Below are 23,184 nucleotides of genomic sequence, written 5' to 3'. Positions count from 1 at the left end.
ACCCGCCGCGGTCACGGCGTCTCCGCGAGCGCGTCCTTGACGAGCGTGGAGAGGATCGAGGTGCCGTCGATCGGCCCGATGATGCGCGCTGCGACGCGACCCTGCTTGTCGAGCACGAGGGTCGTGGGCGTCGCGGCGATCGGCACGGCCTGCGCGAACGCGAGCTTGGCCTCGGCGGTGTCGACGTCGATCAGACTCGGGTAGGTGACCTTGAACTCCTCGGAGAAGGCGCGTGCCGTGTCCGCCTGGTCGCGGGTGTTGACGCCGATGAACGAGACGCCTTGGTCTTCGTACTCCTGCCAGACGCTCTCGAGGTCGGCCGCCTCCACGCGGCACGGGGCGCACCCGGCGTACCAGAAGTTGACCACGGCGACCTGACCCGCGATGTCTGCGCTGTCGAAGTCCTCGCCGTTCTCGGTGACGCCGGCGAACTCGACCGGCTCGCCGCGTTCGGCGACCGGGATCTCGACGATCGCGCCATCGGCCGCGACGTAGCCGGTGTTCTCCCCGCTGAGGAACGACTCGCTGACGGGGTCAGGGGCGCAGGCACTCAGACCGACCGCGAGCACCGCGGCGAGCGCGGCTCCGAGCGCACGACGGGGGCGTCGGATGCGGGTGGAGCGGCCGCTGCGGGATGAAAGCCCTTCGACAGGCTCGGGAACCCAGAGAGCAGGAGACACGATTCCCAGCTTACGCGCGGCTTCCTATGCGTAGGCCGATACGACCCCCAGGTACCCGACGCCGTCAGAGCTGCGCGAGCACGTCGGCGACGCCTTCCCGGAACCGAGGACACGTGGCGATGTCGTGCGAGCGGCACCGCAGCGCGTGCTCGGTCATCGCACGCGAGAGCCGCATCTCCTGCATCCGTCGGTCGAGGTCGTCGAGGTGCGCCTGCAGCACGACGTGACGGCCGGCGCTGCCGTCGTCGAGCAGCACGGCGATCTGCTCGAGGCTCATCCCCGCGGCCTTGCTGCGCTGGATCACGGCGATCCGCACGACCTCGTCCTCGCCGTACCGGCGGCGCCCTGCGGTGTCGCGTTCCGGGCGGAGCAGTCCCACCGACTCCCAGTGCCGGAGCACGTTCGTCGGCAGGTCGAAGCGCGCAGCGACGTCGCCGACGGACCAGGGATGCTCAGCACTTGACTTCATGTCAACATGAAGTCACAGACTGTCGGTGAACGCAACCCGCACGTCGGAAGGACTCCCCCCATGTATGACGCGATCGTGATCGGCGCCGGACCCGCAGGACTGCAGGCAGCACTGACGCTCGGCCGGATGCATCGCTCGACCCTGCTCCTCGACTCGGGCCAGTACCGCAACGGCACGGTGCAGCACATGCACAACGTGATCGCGAACGACGGCACCCCGCCTGCGGAGTTCCGCGCCACGGCCCGCGCCCAGCTCGCCGCCTATGACGACGTCGAGATCCGCAACGCCACCGTCGAGGGCATCGCCGGCGTCGAGGGCGACTTCGTCGTCTCGCTGCTCGGGGGCGCATCGGCATCCGCCCGGAACATCATCCTCGCGACGGGTGTCGTCGACGATCTGCCCGAGATCGACGGACTGTCGGCGCTGTGGGGGCGGAAGGTCTTCGCGTGCCCGTTCTGCGACGGACACGAGCATGCGGGCAAGCCGATCGCCGTGCTCGGTGGAGCCGCTCGCGCCCAGCACCTGATCGCGATGCTGGGCCGCATCGTGAGCGAGATCACCGTGATCCCGGTGGACGCCCCGTTCACGGCGGAGGAGGTCACCTCGATCGAGGCGCGTGGCGTACGGGTCGGCGGATCGACTGCGATCGCCGTCTCCGCCGACGATGCCGGCGTGGTGGTGCGCACCGCCGACGCCGAGTATGCCGCTGCCGGCATCTTCGTTGCGGCCGGCTCGATGCGACAGCGTGCGCCGTTCGCTCAGCAACTGGGCCTCGGGATGCTGGAATCCGGCGCGATCGAGATCGACGACTTCGGCCGCACCACGGAACCAGGCGTGTACGCAGCGGGCGACCTCGCGCACCGCGCCGCGATGCCCGGCCCGATGGCCGCGGTGATGATGGCCGCCACGGCAGGACAGTTCGCCGCGGTGGGCGTCATCCAGTCGCTGCTGGCCGCCGGGCACTGAGCCCGGCTGGACTGGGCATCGACTCAGATCAGACCGCGCCGACGTCCACTGCGCCGTCCGTCGCGGCGGGCTCGGCGTAGGCGACCTCGCGCCAGACGTCGCCGACGCGTTCGAACGACGTCACGCTCGACAGGGCGCACCGACGGGTGCGCGGGTCGTGCCGCAACGGCAGACCCGCCACCCGCAGGTGCGTGATCCAGATCGGCGCCTGGTGCGAGACCACGACCACGTCGCCGTCGTCCGCCGCGGTCCATGCCTCGTCCATGGCTCCGAGCATCCGCTCCGCGATCGACGTGTACGGCTCGCCCCAGCTCGGCAGCGACGGCTGCCGCAGGTGCCACCAGTTCATCGGGTTCATCAACGAGCGGCGCATCTGCGTGCCCTCGAACACGTTCGTCGGCTCGATCACCCTGATGTCGATCTCGGGCACGAGGTCGAAACGTGCAGCGAACGGCTCTGCGGACTCCTGCGCCCGCTCGAGCGGCGAGGAGTACAGCGCGCTGACCGGCCGCTCGAGCGAGCCGACATGATCGGCGGCGGCCTGCGCCATCCGACGGCCCGCCTTGCTCAAGTGGTAGTCGGGCAGCCGACCGTAGAGCACACGCGAGGGGTTGTGCACCTCACCGTGACGAACGAGGTGCAGTCGCTTCGCGGGCATGTCAGGCCCTGCTGTAGCGGGACTCCCCGAAGCCGATGATCAGGTAGCCGATGTACGGGAAGACGAACAGCAGGAAGAAGGAGAACAGGCCGCCCTTGCCGAAGCGCTCACCGAGCTTGATCGCCACGATGATGCCGAAGACGATGTTGACGATCGGGATCAGGTACAGCAGCGACCACCAGCCGGACAGGCCGGCGATGCGCACGAGGAAGATGACGTTCACGATCGGGATGATCGCGAGGATGCCGGGGTGGCCTGCCTTCGTGAACACCTTCCAGAGGCCGATGACGACGAGCACATAGAAGACCAGGGTGATCAGACCCGTGGTGCCGGAGAAGATCGATGCGTAGAGATCGGAGATGCCGTTGGAGTCCACGGTGCACCCTTTCTGTGTGATGGCTGTGTCGTGGCGATCATACTGACGATCGGCCCCGCCCCGCAGAACACGCCGGATCGGCTCCGCGCGCCCCCGTAGAATGGGCGGGTTCCCCATTTCCCAGATCAGAAGGAATACTCCGTGCTTCGCACCCACTCGGCAGGCTCACTGCGAGCCGAGCACATCGGTCAGACCGTCACCCTCGCGGGTTGGGTCGATCGCCGTCGTGACCACGGAGGAGTCGCTTTCATCGATCTTCGGGATGCTTCGGGCATCGCCCAGGTCGTCATCCGCGACGAGGAGATCGCCCACCCGCTGCGCAACGAATTCGTGCTCCAGGTGACCGGCGTCGTCTCGCAGCGTCCCGAGGGCAACGCGAACCCGAACCTGCCGACCGGAGAGATCGAGCTGATCGCCGCAGAGGTCGAGGTGCTCAACGAGTCCGCTCCTCTGCCGTTCCAGGTCTCGACGGCACTCGCCGAGAGCGAGACCGTCGGTGAAGAGGCGCGCCTCAAGTACCGCTACCTCGACCTGCGTCGTCCGGCCCCGGCATCCGCGCTTCGTCTGCGCTCGAACGTCTACAAGGCGATCCGCGACGTGCTGCACGGCGAGGACTTCACCGAGGTCGAGACCCCGACGCTGACCCGCTCGACCCCTGAGGGCGCCCGCGACTTCCTGGTGCCGGCTCGACTGAGCCCCGGCAGCTGGTACGCGCTGCCGCAGTCCCCGCAGCTGTTCAAGCAGCTGCTCATGGTCGGCGGCGTGGAGAAGTACTTCCAGATCGCGCGCTGCTACCGCGACGAGGACTTCCGTGCCGACCGCCAGCCGGAGTTCACGCAGCTCGACATCGAGATGAGCTTCGTCGACCAGGAAGACGTCATCACGCTCATGGAGTCGCTCATCCAGGCGATGTGGGCCACGATCGGCGTCGAGGTCGCGACCCCGCTGCCGCGCATGACCTACGCCGAGGCGATGTCGAAGTACGGCTCCGACAAGCCCGACCTGCGCTTCGGTCTCGAGCTCGTCGAGGCCACCGAGTACTTCAAGGACACCCCGTTCCGCGTGTTCCAGGCCGAGTACGTCGGCGCGGTTCGCATGCCCGGCGGCGCCTCACAGCCGCGCAAGCAGCTCGACGCATGGCAGGACTGGGCCAAGCAGCGCGGCGCCCGCGGCCTCGCGTACGTCTTGTTCAACGAGGACGGCTCGCTCGGCGGCCCCGCCGCCAAGAACCTGTCCGAGGCGGAGCAGGCGGGCCTCGCCGCGTTCGTCGGTGCCGAGCCGGGCGACTGTGTGTTCTTCGCTGCCGGTTCCACGAAGGAGAGCCGCGCGCTGCTCGGCGCCGCGCGCGTCGAGATCGGTCGCCGTCTCGGGTACCTGAACCCCGACGAGTTCGCGTTCACCTGGGTGGTCGACGCTCCGATGTTCGAGCCCGCGGCGGATGCCGTCGCCTCGGGTGACGTGGCCGTCGGCGCCGGCGCATGGACCGCCGTGCACCACGCGTTCACCGGTCCGAAGCCCGAGTTCCAGGAGACGTTCGACACCGACCCCGGCTCGGCGCTCGCCTATGCGTATGACATCGTGTGCAACGGCTCCGAACTCGGCGGCGGCTCGATCCGCATCCACCGCGAGGACGTGCAGAAGCGCGTGTTCGAGGTCATGGGCATCAGCGACGAGCAGGCCGACGAGCAGTTCGGCTTCCTGCTCGACGCGTTCAAGTTCGGCGCACCGCCGCACGGCGGAATCGCGCTCGGCATGGACCGCGTGCTGCAGCACCTGACCAAGGCCGAGTCGATCCGCGAGGTCATCGCGTTCCCGAAGTCCGGCAACGGCTTCGACCCGCTGACCTCGGCTCCGGCGCCGATCACGCCCGCGCAGCGCGCCGAGGCCGGCGTCGACTTCGAGCCGGAGGACGACGAGGCCTGACCCGCGCCATCGACGTCTGATGAGACCCCGTGCTGCCCGCAGCACGGGGTCTCGTCATGTGCGCCTGCGTCGGCTGCGGTGCTTCGACAGGCTCCGCGCCCCAGCCCGTGGTGAGTCCCTGAGGTTGTCGAAGGGGCGGAGGCGCTCAGCCGAGCAGTGCGAGCGCAGGCACGATGTTCTCGTTCCACACGTCGACGCCGAGCTTGCCGATCAGCGCGATCACGACGACCAGGAACACCACGCGGATGAACGTCGCGCCGCGCGCGATCGCCATGCGCGACCCGAGGTAGCTGCCGGCGACGTTCGCCACCGCGAGGATGCCGCCGAGCAGCCACAGCACCGAACCGTGCGGGATGAACAGCAGCAGCGCGCCGGCGTTCGTCGCGAAGTTCACGATCTTCGCCTTGGCGCTCGCCTGCAGGAAGTCGTAGCCGAGCAGGGCGACGAGGCTGATGACGAGGAACGTGCCGGTCCCCGGCCCGATCATGCCGTCGTAGAAGCCGATCGCGAGTCCCGCAGCGCCGGCCATGATGTGGTGCTTTCGGCCCTCGAACCGCAGCTTCGTCGCCGCTCCGAGCGTCGGCCGGAACGCGGTGAACAGGGCGACCGCGAGCAGCGCGACCACGATGATCGGCTTGAACGCCGCCGAGGGCAGCACCGTTGCGACGGCCGCGCCGCCGAACGATCCGGCGAGCGCGATCACGGCCATCGGCACCGCCGTGCGGATGTCGGGTTTCGCTCGGCGGTAGTAGGTGACGCTGCTGGTGGCGGTGCCGAAGATCGAGGCGAACTTGTTCGTGGCGAGTGCCTGCACCGGCGACATACCGGGGATCAGCAGCAGCACGGGGAGCTGCAGCAAGCCGCCTCCGCCGACGACCGCGTCGATCCAGCCCGCGCCGAAGGCCGCGAGGATCACCAGCAGCAGCATGCCCCAGGTGAGCTGCTCGAGGCCGAGTACCGCGCCGATGTCCATCAGTTCAGGATGCCAGTCCCACGGCGCATCGGACGACACCGCGGCAGTGACAGACTGGCACCATGCTCGACACGCTCCCGCTCCCGCATCCCATCGACTCCCGAGCCGGTCGCGCGGCGCTGCGCCGTGCCACGACGGCCGATGCGGATGCCGTGATCGCCCTGCTCGCGGACGACCCGATCAGCGCGGCCCGCGGTGACGTGGCATCCGATGAGGACCGCCCGGCCTACACGGCCGCGCTCGAGGAGATCCTGGCCGAGCCGTCGAACGATCTGCTCGTCGTCGAGCTCGACGGCGAGGTCGTCGGCACGCTGCAGCTCACGTCGATCCCCGGCATGGCCCGCCGCGGCGCGAGACGACTGCTCGTGGAAGCCGTGCGCGTGCGCAGCGACCTGCGCTCGTCCGGCATCGGATCCGCCATCATGCGCTGGGTGTCCGATGCCGCAGCTCCTGCCGTCGGCGCCGCGATGGTGCAGCTCACCTCGGACGCAGCCCGCACCGAGGCCCACCGCTTCTATGAGCGCCTCGGCTACGTCGGCTCGCACCTCGGCTTCAAGTACTCGGTCGGCACCTGACCCGGCGTCCACCCGCCACCGGTCGGACATCTCGCGTTCACCCGCGTCGAGATCACCGGTAACCCCCGGCCCATAGCCTCCTCTCGCAACCCCGTACCGGCGATCGCCGGTCACCCGAGAGGAATCACATGGCTCGCAACACCCGCCGCGCGCGCTTCGGCGCCGGCATCGCCCTGGCCGCCACGGCCGCACTCGCCCTGTCCGGCTGCGCCTCCGCGGCCGATGCCACCCCCGCAGACGGCGGAGACGCGGTCGACGCCGCAGCCGCGACCTCGGTCGCCGATTTCGGCACCTTCGCCGACCTCGAGGCAGCCGCCAAGAAGGAGGGCGCGCTCAACGTCATCGCGCTCCCCCGCGACTGGGCCAACTACGGCGAGATCCTCGACCTCTTCGCCGAGAAGTACCCCGAGATCACGATCAACGAAGCATCCCCCGACGTGTCCAGCGCCGAGGAGATCCAGGCTGCCGAGACCAACAAGGGACTCGACACGGCACCCGACGTGTTCGACCTCGGCCTCACGGTCGCGCTGCAGAACACCGACACCTTCGCTCCCTACAAGGTCGAGACCTGGGACGACATCCCCGACGCGCTCAAGGAGCCGACCGGCCTGTTCGTCGGCGACTACGGCGGATACATGTCGATCGGCTACGACTCCTCGAAGTTCGACGCGCCGAGCGAGCTCGTCGACCTGCTGAGCGACTCCTACAAGGGTGCCGTCGCGATCAACGGCGACCCGACGCAGGCCGGCGCGGCCTTCGCGGCTGTCGGACTCGCGACCGTCCAGTCCGAGGGCACGCTCGACGACTTCCAGCCCGGCATCGACTTCTTCTCCGAGCTCCAGAAGGCCGGCAACCTGCTCAAGGTCGACGTGACCACGGCGACCGTCGCGAGCGGCGAGACCCCCGTTGTCTTCGACTGGGACTACCTGAACGCCTCGCACAAGGCCGACAACGAGAACTGGGAGGTCGTCGTGCTCGACGGCACCGGGTACGCGGGCTACTACAACCAGGCCATCAACGTCGACGCCCCGCACCCGGCGGCTGCCCGCCTGTGGCAGGAGTTCCTCTACAGCGACGACGTGCAGAACCTGTGGCTCAAGGGCGGCGCACGTCCGGCTCGCATGGAGGCCATGACGGACGCGGGCACGATCGACGCCGACCTGGCTTCGGCACTGCCGGAGGTCCCCGAGGACACGGTCGTCCCGACCGAGGAGCAGAGCACCAAGGCCGGCACGCTGCTCGGCGAGAAGTGGGCAGCGGCGGTCCAGTGACCACCATCACCGCACCGGGGGCGGATGCCGCGGCATCCGCCCCCGTCTCTCCCATCCGGGAATCGGGCACCGGGTCCTCGCACACTGCGAGGGCCCGGCGGTCCGAGCCGTCCTGGGCCTGGCTGGGGCTGGTCCCCTTCGCCGCCTACGTCGTCCTGTTCCTCGCCGTACCGACCGTGCTCGCGATCGGCTCCGGCTTCTTCACCAAGGACGGCTCCTTCACCTGGTCGAACGTCTCGGCCCTCGCCGACCCCGTCGTGCTCACCACCTTCGCCAACTCGGCCGGGCTCTCGCTCCTCACCGCCCTGATCGGCGCGGTCGTCGGCGCCCTCGTCTGCTACGCCCTGCTCGGCATGAACCCGGAGGGCGCAGTGCGCTCGGCCGTGGATGCCGCAGCCGGCGTCCTCGCCCAGTTCGGCGGCGTGATGCTCGCCTTCGCCTTCATCGCGACGATCGGCATCCAGGGTGTCCTCAAGGTGTTCCTGGAAGACAGCTTCGGTATCAACATCTACGCGAACGGCACCTGGCTGTATGAGCTCCCCGGCCTCGTGCTCCCCTACATCTACTTCCAGGTCCCGCTCATGGTGATCACGTTCATGCCGGCGCTCGCTGCGCTGAAGCCGCAGTGGGCCGAGGCGAACCTCACGCTCGGCGGCACACGCACCAGCTTCTGGCTCCGCATCGGACTCCCGGTGCTCGCCCCGTCGTTCCTCGCCAGCCTGCTGCTGCTGTTCGCGAACGCCTTCTCCTCGTACGCCACGGCCGCGGCACTCGCGAGCCAGGGTGCCCAGATCGTGCCGCTGCAGATCCGTGCCGCGCTCACCAGCGAAACCGTGCTCGGACGCGAGAACCTCGCCGGCGCACTCGCGCTCGGCATGATCGTCATCGTGGGAGTGGTCATGGCCCTGTACTCGCTCATCCAGCGCCGGACAGCGCGGTGGCAGTCGTGAACCGCCTCGCCCCGTCGCTCACCACCCGCTGGGTCATCGGCATCCTGGTCGGTGCCTTCTTCGCGATCCCGCTGGTCTCCACGTTCCTGTTCACGCTCCGCGGGAAGGAAGGCCTGTCGCTCGAGCACTGGACGGCACTGTTCGACCCCGCAGCATCCGCCGCGATCAAGCCGATCTGGACCGGCCTCGGCAACTCCCTCGTCCTGGCGCTCGTCACGGTCGCGATCGTGCTCCTGCTGCTCGCGCCGACCATGATCCTGGTGAACCTGCGGTTCCCGAAGCTCAAGGCGATGTTCGAGTTCGCCGCGCTCCTGCCGATCTCGATCCCCGCGATCGTGCTGGTCGTCGGGCTCGCGCCGATCTACCTGCAGATCGGCCGCTCGCTGGGCACCGGCACCTGGACGCTCGCCTTCGCCTACGGCATCACGGTGCTGCCCTTCGCGTTCCGCTCCATCCAGGCATCGATCGACGCCGCCGACCTCCGCACGCTCTCCGAGGCCGCGCGCTCGCTCGGTGCGAGCTGGCCGACCGTGGTGCTCAAGGTGCTCGCACCGAACCTGCGCCAGGGCCTGCTGGCCGCATCGCTCATCTCGATCGCGGTGGTCCTCGGCGAGTTCACGATCGCCTCGCTCCTGAACCGCCAGGTGTTCCAGACGGCCATGGTCGTCGTCCAGAAGCAGGACCCCTATGCCCCGGCGATCTTCACTCTGCTGGCGCTGCTGTTCTGCTTCATCCTGCTCCTCGTCATCGGCCGCGCCGCCCGCGGCACCGGAAAGGCCCGCTCATGACCCTCGACCACGCACTTCCCCGAACGAAGGACAACCTGCTGCTCGCCGAGGCCGGCGAGGGCACCCGCGTCGAGCTGCAGGGCATCGTCAAGAGCTACTCGGGCACCCGCGTGCTGCACGGCGTCGACCTCGACATCGCTCCGGGCGAGTTCGTCTCACTCCTCGGGCCCTCGGGCTGCGGCAAGACGACGCTGCTCCGGGTGCTCGCCGGCCTCGAGGGCGCTGACGAGGGCGCGGTGCTGCTCGGCGGTGGCGACGTGTCTCGCGTGCCGACCAACAAGCGCGACATCGGCATGGTGTTCCAGTCGTACTCGCTGTTCCCGCACCTGCGGGTCGCCGAGAACACCACGTTCGGGCTGCGCCGACGCGGCGTCGGTCGAGCGGAGGCGGCCAAGCGTGCGCTCGACGCGCTCGCGCTCGTCGGACTCACCGACTTCGCCGATCGCTTCCCGCACCAGCTCTCCGGCGGCCAGCAGCAGCGCGTGGCACTCGCGCGCGCACTCGTCACCGAGCCCAAGGTGCTGCTGCTCGACGAGCCGCTCTCGGCACTCGACGCGAAGGTACGGGTGCAGCTGCGTGACGAGATCCGGCGCATCCAGTTGCGACTCGGCATCACGACCGTCTTCGTGACGCACGACCAGGAGGAGGCCCTCGCCGTCTCCGACCGGATCGCGGTCATGAACTCGGGTCGCATCGAGCAGATCGGCTCGCCGGAGGAGCTGTACACGACCCCCTCGACGGCTGGTGTCGCGGCGTTCGTCGGGTTGTCCAGCGTGGTGTCGGGTGTCGCCGACGGCGACCACGTCATGGTCTGGGGGCAGCGGCTGCCGTTGCAGACTCCGGAGACCGGACCGGTCGACGTCTACCTTCGCCCGGAGAACGTGTTCTTCGCCTCGGAGGCGGACGCCGCGACCGACGCGCTCGTCGAGGAGAGCACGTTCCTCGGCAGCATGCGCCGCACGCTCGTGCGCACCGAGTCCGGCGACCTCGTCAGGGTGCAGCACGCCCCCGGCATCCACCCCGCCTTCGGCGACCGCGTGCGCATCGCGATCGCTCCGGAGCCGGTGGCCGTGCACCCGCGCGGCTGAGGGCCTGCCGCCTCGTCCACTTCCGGTCGCAGTTCCTGCCGCCTCGTCCACTTCCGGTCGCAGTTCCTGCCGCCCGGCCATGCGTTGTGCGGCATCGACTGCGACCGGAACGCCGAACAGGGCGTGCACCCGCGCGGCTGTGCCCTCGGACCGAGGTCGCTCTTCCCCCAGATATGGGGGTCGGGCTAGCGTGAGTCCCGAGGGGCGAGACTCCTCGATCCGTCAGAGAAAGGACGCCTCATGGCAGGCACGTTCGAGCTGTACACCGACAAGGCCGGCGAGTACCGATTCCGTCTGAAGGCGAGCAACGGCGAGGTGATCGCGATCAGCGAGGGGTACTCCTCGAAGTCCGGCGCACTCAGCGGGATCGAGTCCGTCCGGCGCAACGCGCCAGACGCCGGGGTCGTCGAGTCCTGACCCGAGCCCCCAGGTATTGCAGAGACCCCCTGGCGCAGACGACGCACCAGGGGGTCTCTCACGTGAACGAAGCGCTCAGAGCACGCGGGACAGGAAGTCCTTCGTACGCGGATGCTGCGGATTGCCGATGACCTCGCGCGGGTCGCCCTCTTCGACGATGTGGCCGCCGTCCATGAAGATCAGGCGGGATCCGACCTCGCGTGCGAAGCCCATCTCGTGCGTGACGACGAGCATGGTCATGCCCTCGTCGGCCAGCTGTCGCATGACCTGCAGCACCTCGCCCACGAGTTCGGGGTCGAGCGCCGAGGTCGGCTCGTCGAACAGCATCATGTCGGGGTTCATGCAGAGTGCGCGGGCGATGGCCACGCGCTGCTGCTGGCCGCCGGAGAGGTGACCGGGGAACGCGTCAGCCTTCTCCGCGAGCCCGACGCGGGCGAGCATCTCCTTCGCGACCCGCTCGGCCTCGGCCTTGGAGCGCTTCTTCACGCGCTGCTGCGCGATCATGAGGTTGCCCATCACGTCGAGGTGCGGGAACAGGTTGAAGCTCTGGAACACCATGCCGATGCGCGTGCGCACGCGGTCGATGTCGACGTCGGGGTCGGTGATGTCGATCCCCTCGATCAGCACCTTGCCGCCGGTCGGCTCCTCGAGCAGGTTCACCGAGCGCAGCAGCGTCGACTTGCCGGACCCGGACGGGCCGATCACGCACACGACCTCGCCGGCGGTGACGGTGAGGTCGATGCCCTTGAGCACCTCGTTGTCGCCGAACGACTTCACGAGTCCCTGCAGGTCGATCGCCGGGGCGTGGACATCAATCAGGTCGGTGATCATCGCTGCTTCGCCATCCGTCGTTCCAGGTACGCACTGAAGCGCGTGAGGGGGATCGTCACGATCAGGTACAGGATCGCCGCCATGATCAGCGGTGTCGCGTTCGTGTTCTGCGTCGCCGCGTCACGGGCGAAGTTCGTGAGCTCCTTCGACCAGATGAACGTGCCTGCGACGAAGAGCAGCGAGGTGTCCTTCAGCAGCAGCACGAACTCGTTGGTCAGCGGCGGGATGATGATGCGGAATCCCTGCGGCACGATGATCCAGAACGTGGTCTTCATGGGAGACATCCCGAGCGAGCGAGCCGCTTCCGTCTGCCCCTTCGGAACCGCCTGGATACCGGCACGGATCGTCTCGGCCATGTACGCCGAGGCCACGAGGATGAGACCGACCAGGCCGAGCACGACCGGCCCGCCCAGGTCGCGGCCCGAGATGCCGAGCGCGATCGGCAGGATGAACGCGACGCCGAAGATCGTGAGAATCGCGGGGAGCCCGCGGAACAGCTCGATCCAGGCCGTGGCGATCCAGCGGAACGGCCCGATGCTCGACAGCTTCAGCAGTGCGAGCACGATGCCGAGCAGCAGACCGGCGATGAACGCGACCGCAGTGAACCACAGGGTGTTCACGAGCGCGGTCGTGATGATCCCCGGGAACATCTTGATCGCGATCTCGGGATTGAAGAACAGCGGGCCGATCTTCGCCCAGTCGGTGCTGACCGCCGCCCAGACGACGATGGCGATCAGCACCGCATAGACGATGTACCGATACAGCTTGCTCTTGGTGGTGCGCCTCAACGCCATTGTCAAGGTCCTCCCGACCTATATCCGCCGACTACTTCGCGGTGAAGTAGTTGTCGTAGATCGTCTGGTAGTCGCCGCTGTCACGCAGCTCCTGCAGCGCACCGTTGACCGCCTCGCGCAGTGCATCCTTCTCACCCTTCGCGAAGGCGAAGCCGTAGGACTCGTCGGTGTTGTAGGTCTCGACGATCTTGTAGGCGGAGTCGGCCTTCTCGTGCTCGAGGTTCACCGGCTGGTCCTGCAGGATCGCGTCGATCTGACCGGCCTGCATCGCCGGCCACAGCTCGCCGTCCGACGGGTACTGCACGAGCTCGGCGCCCTCGGCGTTCGCCGTGGCGTAGGACTCGCCGGTGGTGCCCTGCTGCACGCCGACGTTCTTGCCGGAGAGGTCGTCGATCGACTCGATGCCCGAGTCGGTGCGGACCAGCAGCGACTGCAGCGAGTCGTAGTACGGGTCGGAGAAGTCGATGTTCGCCTTGCGCTCCTCGGTGATCGTCATGGCCGATGCGCCGACGTCGCAGGTGCCTGCGGCGAGCGTCGTGCCGGACTGCAGTGCGTCGAAGCCGACGTCCTGCACCGAGAGCTTGAGGTCGAGCTTCTTCGCGACTGCGTCGAGCAGGTCGATGTCGAAGCCGGTGTAGCCGGTTCCGTTGTCGCCGCCCTCGAATTCGAAGGGTGCGTAGGGGATGTCGGAGCAGACCGTGAGCGTTCCGGCCTCGACCAGACCGTACTCGTCGCCGGCTGCCGGTTCGCCGCTGTCGGATCCGCCAGCGTTCGAGGCGCAGCCTGCGAGGGCGAGGGTGGCGGTCGCCGCGAGCGCGAGCCCGGCGAGGATGGTGCGACGCTGCATGACAGCTCCTATGAGACGAGGGACGATGCCCACGGACGGGTAGGAGTTCATCTAAACATGCGGTCTGTCGCCGCCACCAACGTCTACGGCGTCGAACGCATTACATTTGTGTTGCAAGTGCCCGGAGACGCACGTAGGAACCCGGGATCGAGCTGATGCAGACTCAGTCTCGACAGATTCGAGACCGCAACGGACGACCCGGCAGGTCAGATCTCGAAGTCGACCGAGGCGCGCGACGCGACGACCGAGCGGACGAAGGTCGAGACCTCGACGTGCGCCGGGTGCACCTGATACTCCTCGAGCGCGGCGATGCTCTCGAAGTCGGCGACCAGCGTCACGTCCCAGTTCGCCTCCGGGTAGGCGATGTTCGCGCCGGCCGTGATCGAGAGGATCTGGGGCACCTCGCCCTGCAGTCCGTTCAGACGGCGTGCGACCTCGGTCGCATGCTCGTGACGCGTTGCCGCATCTTCAGCGGCGAGCTTCCAGGTGACGACGTGGCGGATGGTCATCTCGACCCCTTCTGGTCGCTGAGCGCGACGCTGCTGACGGATTCCTCGAGCGCGTGGCGCAGACGGTCGGGCGAGACACGCCAGTGCGAGTGGAGCTGCCCGTCGATCAGGACGACCGGGATCTTCTCCCACCACAGGTCGTACAGTGCCGGATCGTCCTGGATGGATGCCTCGACGATCTCGATCTGCTCCGCCGCGGCATCCGTGAGGTCTGCGACGACCGCGTCGATCACCTCGGAGGCGACATCGCAGAGGTGGCAGTCGGGCTTGCCGATCAGGGTGAGCGTGGTCACGCCGATGGCACCTCGACGGCACGACCCTGGGCGATCCACTCGCCGGTGCCGCCCTCGACGTTCGTGGCGTCGTAGCCGCGAGCCTCCAGTGCCTCGACGACGCGCGCGGAGCGGCCGCCGGCCTGGCAGATCACGTCGAAGGACTCGCTGGGCAGCTCTTCGAGACGGTTGCCGATCTCGGACATCGGGATGTTGACCGCGCCCGGGACATGCCCGGCCGCGAACTCATCGGTCTCGCGCACGTCGATGAGCGGCGTGGCGGAGCGTTCGGCGAGTTCTGTGACGGTGATCGACTTCATGGCGTCCTCACGATGTGGCTGGTACTCGATGCGCCCGGAGACACAAAGCGCCCGTCCGAAGACAGGCGCTCGTGTCTGGCCGCTTACTTCTTGTTGCGGCGCTGGTGGCGAGTCTTACGAAGCAGCTTGCGGTGCTTCTTCTTCGCCATGCGCTTGCGGCGCTTCTTGATGACAGAACCCACGGAAACCTCACTAAGTCAGTGGCTGGGTGTCGCGATGTCGGACACCCGGGTACGGGCACGGAAAAATGCCTCGGATCAGTCTAGCAAACCCCAGCACGTCGACTGACACCGTCGACGTGCAGCGGATCGCAGACCTCAGCCGACGTCGGCGATCGGACGCTGGAGTGCGTCCGCGACGGCCGACTCTGGCACGCGGTAGCTGCGGCCGAATCGGATGGCGGGCAATTCGCCGGCGTGAACGAGTCGATAGACGGTCATCTTCGACACTCGCATGATGTCGGCGACCTCGGCCACCGTCAAAAACCGGACATCAGGAACTTCGGGCATCCCACGTACCCCTTTCTCAATGTGGACACTCTATGGGGTAGCTGGGACGCGTGTAAACCCATGTGGCCTGTGTGATCAGGAGCTCCCGGGAACCGTCGCGAACGCGCGCACCGGGAAGGTGCCGAATCCGCGCACCGCCGGCGGGGCCGCGGTGAAGCGGGCACCCTGGGCAGGCACCTCGGCGAGGGCGGTCAGATGCTCGACGACGTGCACGCCGGCAGCGAGCAGGATCGTGTGCGCAGGGCGCGCTCCGCCGCCCTCGGTGTCGTCGATGTTGAGCGAGTCGATGCCGACGAGGCGCGCCCCCGCATCGACCAGGAAGCGCGCTCCACCCTCCGTGAGGTACGGCGCACCGTGCGCGTACTCCGGCGTTCCGAAGTGCGCGCTCCATCCGGTGTCGAGCAGGACCGCGGCATCCCGGAGATCACGATCGGCCAGTGTCACCGCCTCGATCCCCCGCCGCTCCGCGTCCCACGCGTCGCGGAGGTGGAACACCTCTGCGCGAAGGCCGACGAGCGTCTGGAGGTCGAGTGACGCCAGATCGCCGCCGTCCTCGTACCGGTGATACGGCGCATCCAGGTAGGTGCCGGTGTTGCCGATCATCGTGATCACGTCCATCGCGAACTCCGTTCCGGGGGCGTACTTCGCCTTGGAGTCCTCCCTGGTCAGGTGCGGCACGATGCTCGGCGCCGGCAAGCCGGGGTAGGTGATCAGGCCTGCCTCGATGGGGTGGCTGAGATCGATCACGCGCTCCTTGCTCCCGCGCTCGTCAGCCGCAGGGACGGATGCTGCGACGCCCCGACTCCCCCGATGCTGCTCCTGCACGATGCGGAGCTCGCGCAGCTCGACCTCACTCACGAGCGCCAGGCCGAGATGGGCCACGAGGAGCTCGCCGATCTGCTCCGGCGTGAGTTCCGGTCGGGGCAGGTCCAACCGGAACCCCTCCCCGGTCAGGCCTCCGCCGTTGGCGAAGGCGATCGAGAAGTCGAAGTGGGCGCGGTGTTCGTCCGTCATGTCCACATCTTGGCAAGGTTTCAGCGAAGGCATAGCGTGCGCCCGAGAATCCCCCAGACTGCGCTGTCAGGCTGTGCGGACGATCCCGGCAGGCACCGCCGGATCGATGCGGGATGGGACCCGCCCGTCGCCCCTGATGACACGCCCCCTGTCGTCAGGGGCGATGTCTGTTCCGGACTCAGGCTCCGAGGCGCTTGAGCGCAGTCGCGACGACGTGCTTCGCGGATGCCGCGGCACGGCCGACGACCTCGGCCGCATGCGTCGCACCGTCCGGCAACGGCACCATCGGGTATTCGATGTCCGGCGCATCGTCGCCGTAGGCATCCATCAGGAAGGGCACCAGCCAGTCGTCGACGGCCTCGAGCGGCTCGACGGCGAGGCTGTAGAACCGGCGCTGCCCGTCTTCGCGGACGGAGACGAGTTCTGCGTCGCGCAGCACCTTGAGGTGCTTCGACACGGTGGGCTGGCTGATGCCGAGTTCGGCGACGATATGGCTGACGCTCGTGCCCGCGTCTCCTTCGGTGGTGCGTCGCAGCAGGAGCTGGAGGATGTCCCGCCTCGTACCGTCTGCAATCACGTCGAAGATGTCCGTCATGAGTTCAGGCTAGTCGTCCCCGGCACGGAGTACCATGACGAAGGCTCGGCGAACGGTGCCGCGTGACCGCCGGACGCGGTCGGAGGAGCTTGAAGGGGGATGCGATGTCGGGCATCGTGTCGGCGTCCTCCCCGCAGCGCGTCCTTCGTGATCTGGGTTCGCGCGGCAAGCACATCATCACCTCCTCGCCCTCACGGTTCGCGATCGTCATCTTCGCGCTGCTGATCCTGATCTTCACCGCGCTGCTGTCGCTGCCGATCGCCTCGGCGTCGAGAACCGTCACCCCGTTGAGCGACGCCCTGTTCACCGCGGTGTCCACGATCTGCGTCACCGGCCTCGCGACGGTCGACATGGCGAACCACTGGTCGCCCTTCGGCCATGTGCTGATCTTCATCGGCGTCAACATCGGCGGACTCGGCGTGCTCACGCTCGCCTCGCTGATGGGCATGGTCATCTCGAAACGCCTCGGCCTCCGCGCCAAGCTCATGGCAGCCGGCGACACGAACCCGATGCGCGCACACGGCGGCGTCGTGAACGAGAGCCAGACCGTCCGCCTCGGCGAGGTCGGTCAGCTGCTGCGCACCGTCGCCCTGTCCTCGCTGATCATCGAGGCGGCGCTGGCGGTCTTCCTCTACCCGTCCCTGGTGATGGCGAAGGTCGACCCGATCGCCGCGCTCTGGGAGGCCCCGTACTTCGCGGCGATGGCGTTCACGAACACCGGCTTCGCGCCGAACGACGGCGGCGTCGCGGTGTTCGCCGACGACTACCTCGTGCTGTCGCTGCTGATGGTGGGCGTCTTCCTCGGCAGCATCGGCTTCCCGGTGATCTACTCGCTCGCCAAGCACGTGTGGCATGTGAAGCGGTGGTCGCTGCACACCAAGCTCACGCTCGTGACGACCGTGCTGCTGTTCGTGCTCGGCGCCGTGGTGTTCCTCATCCTCGAGTACAGCAACCCCAAGACCTTCGGTTCGATGGATGCCGCTGACACGACGTTCCAGGCCTTCTTCCTGTCTGCGATGACCCGGTCCGGCGGCTTCAACGTGATCGACATGTCCGACCTCAACGGCTCGTCGCTCGTGGCAGCGAGCATGCTGATGTTCGTCGGCGGAGGCTCTGCGTCGACCGCCGGCGGCATCAAGGTCACGACGCTCGCGGTGCTCGCGATCGCCGTCTGGTCCGAGGCCAAAGGACGCCAGTCGGTCGAGGTGTTCGGCCGCCGCATCCCCAGCGACGTGCAGCGCGTGGCCCTCAGCGTCGTCGCGTGGGGTGCCACGATCGTGGCATTGTCGACCATCATCATCGCCCAGATCACGAAGGCCGACATCAGTCATGTGCTGTTCGACGTAATCTCGGCGTTCGCCACCGTCGGCCTGTCGACCGGGCTCACGGCGCAGCTTCCGGACGCCGGATCGTACGTGCTCGCCGTCACCATCTTCATGGGGCGCATTGGTACAGTGACACTCGCCGCGGCAGTCGCCGCGACCTCGCGATCGCAGTATTACTCGCTTCCAGTGGAAAGGCCGATCGTTGGTTGAAGTGCTCAGGGGCGACGCTCCCGTACTCGTCATCGGCCTCGGCCGCTTCGGCGCCGCCTGCGCCGGCGAACTCGACCGCCTCGACCGCGAAGTGCTCGCGATCGACGGCAACCTCGAGCTCGTGCAGAAGTGGTCCGACCGCGTCACGCACACCGTGCAGGCCGACGCGAAGAACATCGACGCGCTGCGCCAGATCGGCGCGCAGGACTTCCAGGTCGCCGTCGTCGCGGTCGGCTCATCGATCGAGGCATCCGTGCTGATCACGGCGAACCTCGTCGACCTCAAGGTCCCCCAGATCTGGGCCAAGGCGGTCTCGCAGTCGCACGGCAAGATCCTCGCCCGTGTCGGCGCGAACCATGTCATCTACCCGGAGCGCGAGGCCGGCGAGCGCGTCGCCCACCTCGTGAGCGGCCGGATGCTCGACTTCATCCGCTTCGACGACGACTTCGTGCTCGCGAAGATGTACCCGCCGAAGTTCATCCGCGGCGTCGGCCTGAACGAGTCCGGCGTCCGGACGAAGTACAAGGTCACGGTCGTCGGCGTGAAGAGCCCCGGCAAGCCGTTCCGCTACGCCGAGGCGAACACGATCGTCACGAACCACGACCTGATCATCGTGTCGGGCACCAACAGCGACATCGAGCGGTTCGCGGCGCTCGACCGCTGAGCCCGCTCCCGCTCCGGCAGCTCAGGCGTCGATGTCGAGCGTGAGGGCGACGACGTCATCGACCGCGACGCCTGCACGGTCTTGCAGCGCCTTCTTGATCGGCACGATGTAGCCGCCGTCCTTGGGCCACAGCGCCGTCGTCACCGTGGTGCCGCCGATCGTGACCGATGCCGGAATCATCCCCCAGCCGTAGGTGACGATCGAGGCGATCTCGTGGATCATCTCGCTCTCCGGCGGCGGCACCGTGACGAAGTGGTACGGCGCGGGTCCGCGCCAGTACCAGATCTCTCCGGTGATCCGCAGCCGCATGGTCAGGCTCCTGCGGCGAGTTCCTTGGCCCGAACGAGGGCTGCCGCAGCGGCATCCGCGAACGTCCGGTCGAGGTGCGCGTCCTGCAGCACGGCGATCGCCCGCTCGGTGGTGCCCTTCGGGCTCGTCACACGGCGACGCAGCTCCGCCGGGTCGACGTCGGATGCATCGAGCAGGGCGGTCGCACCGATGAATGTCTGCTCGACCATGAGGCGCGCGTCGGCATCCGCGAATCCCATCCCGACCGCGGCCTTGGTGAACTCCTCGATCAGCAGGAAGACGTAGGCGGGGCCGGACCCGGAGATCGTGGAGAGCGCGTCGATCTTCGACTCGGGCACCTCGACCACCGCGCCGACCGTCTCGAACAGGCGGTGGACGAGCGCGAGGTCTTCATCGCTCGCGGCCGGGCCGGCCGCGAGACCCGTGACGCCCTTGCGGATCGTGGACGGGGTGTTCGGCATCGACCGGATGACGCGCGCGTCGGCACCGAGGATCTCGGCGAAGGTCTGCAGCGTGACCCCGGCCGCAAGGCTCACCACGATCGTGTCCGGGGCGAGGCGCGGGGCGATCTCGCGCAGCAGATCGGGGACCATCGCCGGCTTCACGCCGACCAGCACGATACGTGCGGATGCCGCGGCATCCGCACTGCCGGACGGCTGGGACTCCAGAGCGATGCTGGTGACGCCGTCGAGGTCGGCGAAGGCGTCGGCCTTCTCCTGCGTGCGGTTGGTCGCGATGATGCCGCCGTCGATCGTGATGCCGGAGGCGACGACGCCGCGGAGGATCGCCCCTCCCATCGAACCGGCACCGAGGAACGCGAGGGCGGGAAGGGAGTCAGCCATGTCGTCATCCTACGGCGGGCATACCCTGATTCCTGCGACGCGCAGTCCTAGACTCGGAGCATGAGTGCATCCGGAGGCAACAAGGCCATCGTCGCAGCGTTTCTGGCGAATCTGGGCATCGCGCTCGCGAAGTTCATCGCGTGGGCGCTCTCCGGCTCTGCGTCGATGCTCGCCGAGGCGATCCACTCCGTCGCCGACTCGGGCAACCAGCTGCTGCTGATGCTCGGCGGCCGCAAGGCACGACGCGAAGCCGACCGCTCGCACCCGTTCGGCTACGGCCGTGAGCGCTACGTGTACGCCTTCGTCGTGTCGATCATCCTGTTCTCCGTCGGTGGCCTGTTCGCGATCTACGAGGGCGTCGACAAGCTCACGAACCCGCACGAGCTCGACCGCACCTGGTGGTGGCTGCCGCTGGTCGTGCTGGTGATCGCGATCGGTCTGGAGTCGTTCTCGCTGCGCACCGCAGTGCGCGAGAGCAACCTCGTGCGCGAGCAGGGACAGTCGTGGGTGTCGTTCGTTCGTCGCTCGAAGGCCCCAGAACTCCCCGTCGTGCTGCTGGAGGACGTCGGCGCACTCACCGGTCTCACCTTCGCGCTGCTCGGCGTCGGGCTCACCCTGATCACCGGCAACCCGGTGTTCGACGCACTCGGTACCGTCATGATCGGTGTGCTGCTGGTGCTGATCGCGATCGTGCTCGGCGTCGAGACCAAGAGCCTCCTCGTCGGCGAGGGCGCGACGCAGGGAGATCACGACCGGATCGTCGACGCGATCAATGCGGGTGACGAGATCGAGAAGATCATCCACATGAAGACGCTCTACCTCGGACCCGACGAGCTGATGGTCGCCGCGAAGATCGCGCTCAACGCCGACAAGCCGCTGCGCGAGGCGGCTGACGACATCAACGCGATCGAGGCCCGCATCCGCGAGGCGGTGCCGGTCGCCCGCGTCGTCTACATCGAGCCGGACGTCTATCGCCCTGCGATCGATCCTGAGCCCTCGACCGACGTCTTCGTGCTCAAGTCCTCGGACTGAGCTCAGCGGCGCTGCTCGAAGAACGCGCGAAGGAGGGCCGTCGCGGCATCGGCCTCGACCCCGCCCACGACCTCGGCGCGATACGGCAGCCGTCGATCGCGCAGCACGTCGTACATCGAGCCTGCCGCTCCCGCCTTGTCGTCCCAGGCCCCGAAGACCACGCGGTCGATGCGCGCCTGCAGGATCGCGCCGGCGCACATGATGCACGGCTCCAGGGTGACGACGAGCGTGTGCCCCTCGAGGTTCCAGGAGCCGACGGATGCCGCTGCGCGCCGCAGTGCGTCGACCTCGGCGTGACCGGTCGGATCGTGCGAGGCTTCGCGGTGGTTGCGGCCCTCGGCGATGATCCGGCCCTCTGCATCGAGCACGACGGCGCCGACCGGGATCTCGTTCGCCGACGCCGCTTCGGCAGCGAGCGTCAGCGCTCGCTGCATCGCGAGATCGTCGGCGGCGGTCATGCGTCGAGCCTACGACAGCGGGAACGCAGAGACCTCGGCCTCGGGCAGCGGCGGGCCGGAGCATCCGATGTCGTGTCGACCCCCGCGGCGCATTAGCCTGTATCCATGCGTGTTCACGTCGCCGACCACCCTCTCATCACTCACAAGCTCTCGGTGCTGCGCGATGTGCGCACCCCGTCGCCGGTCTTCCGGCAGCTGACCGAAGAGCTGGTCACCCTGCTCGCGTACGAGGCGACGCGCAACGTCAAGGTCACCCCGATCGAGATCACGACCCCCGTCACCACCACGATGGGAGTGAAGATCTCCGAGCCGCGGCCGATCGTCGTGCCGATCCTGCGCGCCGGACTCGGCATGCTCGAGGGCCTGGTCACGCTGCTTCCGACCGCCGAGGTCGGCTTCCTCGGCATGGTCCGGGACGAGGAGACCTTCGAGCCGAAGACCTATGCCGAGCGTCTGCCCGACGACCTCAGCGACCGCCAGTGCTTCGCCATCGACCCGATGCTCGCGACCGGCGGCTCGCTCGCCGCGGCCATCCAGTTCCTCTTCGACCGTGGAGCGAAGGATGTCACCGCGATCTGCCTGCTCGGCACCCCCGAGGGCGTCGCCGCGATCGAGGCCATGGCCGGCGACCGCGACGTCACCCTCGTGCTTGGTGCCCTCGATGAGCGTCTGAACGAGAAGGGCTACATCGTTCCCGGTCTCGGCGATGCCGGCGACCGCCTCTACGGCACGGTCTGATCCACGGGCTCAGTCGAGCCTGAGCCGGTACGCGCGTTCAGCGCCGTACTGCGTGAACCCTGCACGGGCGAGGATCGGCGCCGAGGTCGCGACACGGCCCTTCACGAGAGCCGTGGATGCTCCCCATTCGGCGCTCACCCGCAGCCGTTCTGCGAGCACCGCGCGGTAGGCGCCGCTGCCGCGCGCGTGCTCGAGCGTGGCCGCACCCCACAGACGCGCGAAGCCCTCGACGACGGTGCACCCACCCGTGCTCACGGCGTCTCCACCAAGGCGTCCGAGCACACGGAAGCCTTCGCCAGTCGTGAGACCAGCCTCGATCTCGGCGAGTTCGTCGCGCAGCCCGTCTGCATCCAGGGGCGCCTGCTGCCAGACCGGCACGTTGATCACGTCGACCTCGCGCACCTGCTCGATGGTCCGGACGACCTCGGCGGAGGCCGCCGGCGGCACTTCGATGCTCACCTGATCGATAGCGAGCGCGAACACCGCGACCGTATCGATGTGCTCGGCCCCGCGGTGACGCAGCGCGTCCTCGAGGTCGGGGCCGTCTGAGGGATTCGTCCAGAACGTGAGCTCGGACTCGCCCCAGGCGCGGGTGCGGGCGACTGCGTGGTCGAGGACCTCGGCGGCAGTGCGGTCGGATCTGACCTGCGAGCCGCGCACGCCGCCGCCGAAACGGGCGGGATACCGTACGAGCTGCAGTTCGACGTTCTCGTGCTCGCCGTCGCGAGGCACCCAGAACCACGCAGCGGCGGCTCGAAGGATCTCGTCGGTGGAGTGCATG

Annotated in this window: 31 protein-coding genes; 12 read left to right on the top strand and 19 right to left on the bottom strand. The window is 68.2% G+C overall.

The features are described 5' to 3' along the window. Positions 1-11: 11 nt before the first annotated feature. Complete coding sequence (locus tag V7Z82_RS05395) at positions 12-680, bottom strand: TlpA family protein disulfide reductase (protein WP_442927590.1); 669 nt, start codon at positions 678-680, stop codon at positions 12-14. A gap of 64 nt (positions 681-744) precedes the next feature. Next, on the bottom strand, positions 745-1,149 hold the full coding sequence (locus V7Z82_RS05390; RefSeq protein WP_334148787.1) for a MerR family transcriptional regulator: 405 nt from the start codon (positions 1,147-1,149) through the stop codon (positions 745-747). A 60-nt stretch (positions 1,150-1,209) separates the two neighbouring features. Here V7Z82_RS05390 and V7Z82_RS05385 point away from each other — a divergent pair, with 60 nt between their 5' ends. Then, complete coding sequence (locus tag V7Z82_RS05385) at positions 1,210-2,115, top strand: NAD(P)/FAD-dependent oxidoreductase (protein WP_334148785.1); 906 nt, start codon at positions 1,210-1,212, stop codon at positions 2,113-2,115. 28 nt (positions 2,116-2,143) lie between these two features. Here V7Z82_RS05385 and V7Z82_RS05380 read toward each other — a convergent pair whose 3' ends face one another. Next, entirely contained in the window at positions 2,144-2,773 is a 630-nt protein-coding gene (locus tag V7Z82_RS05380; RefSeq protein WP_334148783.1) for a histidine phosphatase family protein, read from the bottom strand. A 1-nt stretch (position 2,774) separates the two neighbouring features. Beyond that, on the bottom strand, positions 2,775-3,149 hold the full coding sequence (locus V7Z82_RS05375) for a DUF5684 domain-containing protein (RefSeq protein ID WP_334148781.1): 375 nt from the start codon (positions 3,147-3,149) through the stop codon (positions 2,775-2,777). Between the two features lie 141 nt (positions 3,150-3,290). On the opposite strand from V7Z82_RS05375, the gene aspS reads away from it, so the two are divergent. Then, the gene (gene aspS, locus V7Z82_RS05370; protein WP_334148779.1) at positions 3,291-5,072 is read left to right on the top strand and encodes an aspartate--tRNA ligase; all 1,782 of its coding nucleotides are present in this window, start codon (positions 3,291-3,293) and stop codon (positions 5,070-5,072) included. 145 nt (positions 5,073-5,217) lie between these two features. On the opposite strand, the gene V7Z82_RS05365 is transcribed toward aspS, so the two are convergent. Further along, complete coding sequence (locus V7Z82_RS05365) at positions 5,218-6,000, bottom strand: sulfite exporter TauE/SafE family protein (RefSeq protein ID WP_442927594.1); 783 nt, start codon at positions 5,998-6,000, stop codon at positions 5,218-5,220. A 107-nt stretch (positions 6,001-6,107) separates the two neighbouring features. On the opposite strand from V7Z82_RS05365, the gene V7Z82_RS05360 reads away from it, so the two are divergent. The 6 genes from V7Z82_RS05360 (at position 6,108) to V7Z82_RS05335 (ending at position 11,134) form a co-directional block, all read left to right on the top strand. Continuing rightward, on the top strand, positions 6,108-6,620 hold the full coding sequence (locus V7Z82_RS05360) for a GNAT family N-acetyltransferase (protein WP_334148777.1): 513 nt from the start codon (positions 6,108-6,110) through the stop codon (positions 6,618-6,620). 128 nt (positions 6,621-6,748) lie between these two features. Further along, positions 6,749-7,891, top strand: a complete 1,143-nt coding sequence (locus tag V7Z82_RS05355) for an ABC transporter substrate-binding protein (RefSeq protein WP_334148774.1) — start codon at positions 6,749-6,751, stop codon at positions 7,889-7,891. Next, on the top strand, positions 7,870-8,841 hold the full coding sequence (locus V7Z82_RS05350) for an ABC transporter permease (protein ID WP_442927589.1): 972 nt from the start codon (positions 7,870-7,872) through the stop codon (positions 8,839-8,841). The genes V7Z82_RS05355 and V7Z82_RS05350 overlap by 22 nt, the downstream gene beginning before the upstream one ends. After that, positions 8,838-9,629, top strand: a complete 792-nt coding sequence (locus tag V7Z82_RS05345; RefSeq protein ID WP_442927593.1) for an ABC transporter permease — start codon at positions 8,838-8,840, stop codon at positions 9,627-9,629. The genes V7Z82_RS05350 and V7Z82_RS05345 overlap by 4 nt, the downstream gene beginning before the upstream one ends. Then, a complete protein-coding gene (locus V7Z82_RS05340) occupies positions 9,626-10,717 on the top strand; it encodes an ABC transporter ATP-binding protein (RefSeq protein WP_334148768.1) in 1,092 nt (363 codons plus the stop codon). The genes V7Z82_RS05345 and V7Z82_RS05340 overlap by 4 nt, the downstream gene beginning before the upstream one ends. Before the next feature lie 240 nt (positions 10,718-10,957). Next, the gene (locus tag V7Z82_RS05335) at positions 10,958-11,134 is read left to right on the top strand and encodes a YegP family protein (protein ID WP_334148766.1); all 177 of its coding nucleotides are present in this window, start codon (positions 10,958-10,960) and stop codon (positions 11,132-11,134) included. 75 nt (positions 11,135-11,209) lie between these two features. On the opposite strand, the gene V7Z82_RS05330 is transcribed toward V7Z82_RS05335, so the two are convergent. From V7Z82_RS05330 to V7Z82_RS05285, 10 genes are all read right to left on the bottom strand, one after another. After that, positions 11,210-11,965, bottom strand: a complete 756-nt coding sequence (locus tag V7Z82_RS05330; protein ID WP_334148764.1) for an amino acid ABC transporter ATP-binding protein — start codon at positions 11,963-11,965, stop codon at positions 11,210-11,212. After that, complete coding sequence (locus V7Z82_RS05325; protein WP_334148762.1) at positions 11,962-12,759, bottom strand: amino acid ABC transporter permease; 798 nt, start codon at positions 12,757-12,759, stop codon at positions 11,962-11,964. The genes V7Z82_RS05330 and V7Z82_RS05325 overlap by 4 nt, the downstream gene beginning before the upstream one ends. A gap of 31 nt (positions 12,760-12,790) precedes the next feature. Next, complete coding sequence (locus V7Z82_RS05320) at positions 12,791-13,606, bottom strand: transporter substrate-binding domain-containing protein (protein ID WP_334148758.1); 816 nt, start codon at positions 13,604-13,606, stop codon at positions 12,791-12,793. Positions 13,607-13,812: 206 nt separating this feature from the next. After that, complete coding sequence (locus V7Z82_RS05315; RefSeq protein WP_334148756.1) at positions 13,813-14,115, bottom strand: Dabb family protein; 303 nt, start codon at positions 14,113-14,115, stop codon at positions 13,813-13,815. Continuing rightward, entirely contained in the window at positions 14,112-14,408 is a 297-nt protein-coding gene (locus V7Z82_RS05310; RefSeq protein ID WP_334148754.1) for a glutaredoxin family protein, read from the bottom strand. Before V7Z82_RS05310 ends, V7Z82_RS05315 begins: the two co-directional genes overlap by 4 nt. Then, the gene (locus V7Z82_RS05305; protein WP_045279171.1) at positions 14,405-14,707 is read right to left on the bottom strand and encodes a rhodanese-like domain-containing protein; all 303 of its coding nucleotides are present in this window, start codon (positions 14,705-14,707) and stop codon (positions 14,405-14,407) included. The genes V7Z82_RS05310 and V7Z82_RS05305 overlap by 4 nt, the downstream gene beginning before the upstream one ends. 83 nt (positions 14,708-14,790) lie before the next feature. After that, positions 14,791-14,889, bottom strand: a complete 99-nt coding sequence (locus V7Z82_RS05300) for a 30S ribosomal protein bS22 (protein ID WP_003792170.1) — start codon at positions 14,887-14,889, stop codon at positions 14,791-14,793. Between the two features lie 135 nt (positions 14,890-15,024). Beyond that, complete coding sequence (locus V7Z82_RS05295) at positions 15,025-15,216, bottom strand: helix-turn-helix domain-containing protein (protein ID WP_045279170.1); 192 nt, start codon at positions 15,214-15,216, stop codon at positions 15,025-15,027. Positions 15,217-15,291: 75 nt separating this feature from the next. Further along, positions 15,292-16,230: a cyclase family protein gene (locus V7Z82_RS05290; protein ID WP_334148750.1), complete on the bottom strand. Its 939-nt coding sequence runs from the start codon at positions 16,228-16,230 to the stop codon at positions 15,292-15,294. Between the two features lie 178 nt (positions 16,231-16,408). After that, a complete protein-coding gene (locus tag V7Z82_RS05285; RefSeq protein ID WP_045279168.1) occupies positions 16,409-16,825 on the bottom strand; it encodes an ArsR/SmtB family transcription factor in 417 nt (138 codons plus the stop codon). Positions 16,826-16,929: 104 nt separating this feature from the next. On the opposite strand from V7Z82_RS05285, the gene V7Z82_RS05280 reads away from it, so the two are divergent. Both V7Z82_RS05280 and V7Z82_RS05275 read left to right on the top strand, forming a co-directional pair. Further along, positions 16,930-18,360, top strand: a complete 1,431-nt coding sequence (locus V7Z82_RS05280) for a TrkH family potassium uptake protein (RefSeq protein ID WP_334148747.1) — start codon at positions 16,930-16,932, stop codon at positions 18,358-18,360. After that, positions 18,353-19,024: a potassium channel family protein gene (locus tag V7Z82_RS05275; protein WP_045279166.1), complete on the top strand. Its 672-nt coding sequence runs from the start codon at positions 18,353-18,355 to the stop codon at positions 19,022-19,024. Before V7Z82_RS05280 ends, V7Z82_RS05275 begins: the two co-directional genes overlap by 8 nt. Positions 19,025-19,045: 21 nt before the next feature. Here the strand turns inward: V7Z82_RS05275 and V7Z82_RS05270 are convergent, their stop codons facing one another. Together V7Z82_RS05270 and proC are read right to left on the bottom strand one after the other, a co-directional pair. Then, positions 19,046-19,333 (bottom strand): DUF1905 domain-containing protein, encoded by a 288-nt coding sequence (locus tag V7Z82_RS05270; protein WP_334148744.1) that lies wholly within the window; start codon positions 19,331-19,333, stop codon positions 19,046-19,048. A gap of 2 nt (positions 19,334-19,335) precedes the next feature. Then, positions 19,336-20,175 carry a pyrroline-5-carboxylate reductase gene (gene proC / locus V7Z82_RS05265; RefSeq protein WP_334148742.1) on the bottom strand — a complete coding sequence of 280 codons (840 nt, stop codon included), beginning with the start codon at positions 20,173-20,175 and terminating at the stop codon, positions 19,336-19,338. Between the two features lie 60 nt (positions 20,176-20,235). Between proC and V7Z82_RS05260 the strand changes: the two genes are divergently transcribed. Continuing rightward, the gene (locus V7Z82_RS05260) at positions 20,236-21,207 is read left to right on the top strand and encodes a cation diffusion facilitator family transporter (RefSeq protein WP_334148740.1); all 972 of its coding nucleotides are present in this window, start codon (positions 20,236-20,238) and stop codon (positions 21,205-21,207) included. Between the two features lie 2 nt (positions 21,208-21,209). On the opposite strand, the gene tadA is transcribed toward V7Z82_RS05260, so the two are convergent. Next, on the bottom strand, positions 21,210-21,665 hold the full coding sequence (tadA, locus tag V7Z82_RS05255; protein WP_334148738.1) for a tRNA adenosine(34) deaminase TadA: 456 nt from the start codon (positions 21,663-21,665) through the stop codon (positions 21,210-21,212). 105 nt (positions 21,666-21,770) lie between these two features. Here tadA and upp point away from each other — a divergent pair, with 105 nt between their 5' ends. Further along, positions 21,771-22,403 (top strand): uracil phosphoribosyltransferase, encoded by a 633-nt coding sequence (gene upp, locus V7Z82_RS05250; RefSeq protein WP_334148734.1) that lies wholly within the window; start codon positions 21,771-21,773, stop codon positions 22,401-22,403. A gap of 9 nt (positions 22,404-22,412) precedes the next feature. Here the strand turns inward: upp and V7Z82_RS05245 are convergent, their stop codons facing one another. Further along, entirely contained in the window at positions 22,413-23,183 is a 771-nt protein-coding gene (locus V7Z82_RS05245) for a hypothetical protein (protein ID WP_334148732.1), read from the bottom strand. Position 23,184: the final 1 nt, after the last annotated feature.

Source organism: Microbacterium sp., assembly GCF_036823965.1.
Classification (GTDB): domain Bacteria; phylum Actinomycetota; class Actinomycetes; order Actinomycetales; family Microbacteriaceae; genus Microbacterium.
This window is presented reverse-complemented; position numbering and strand designations above follow the sequence as displayed.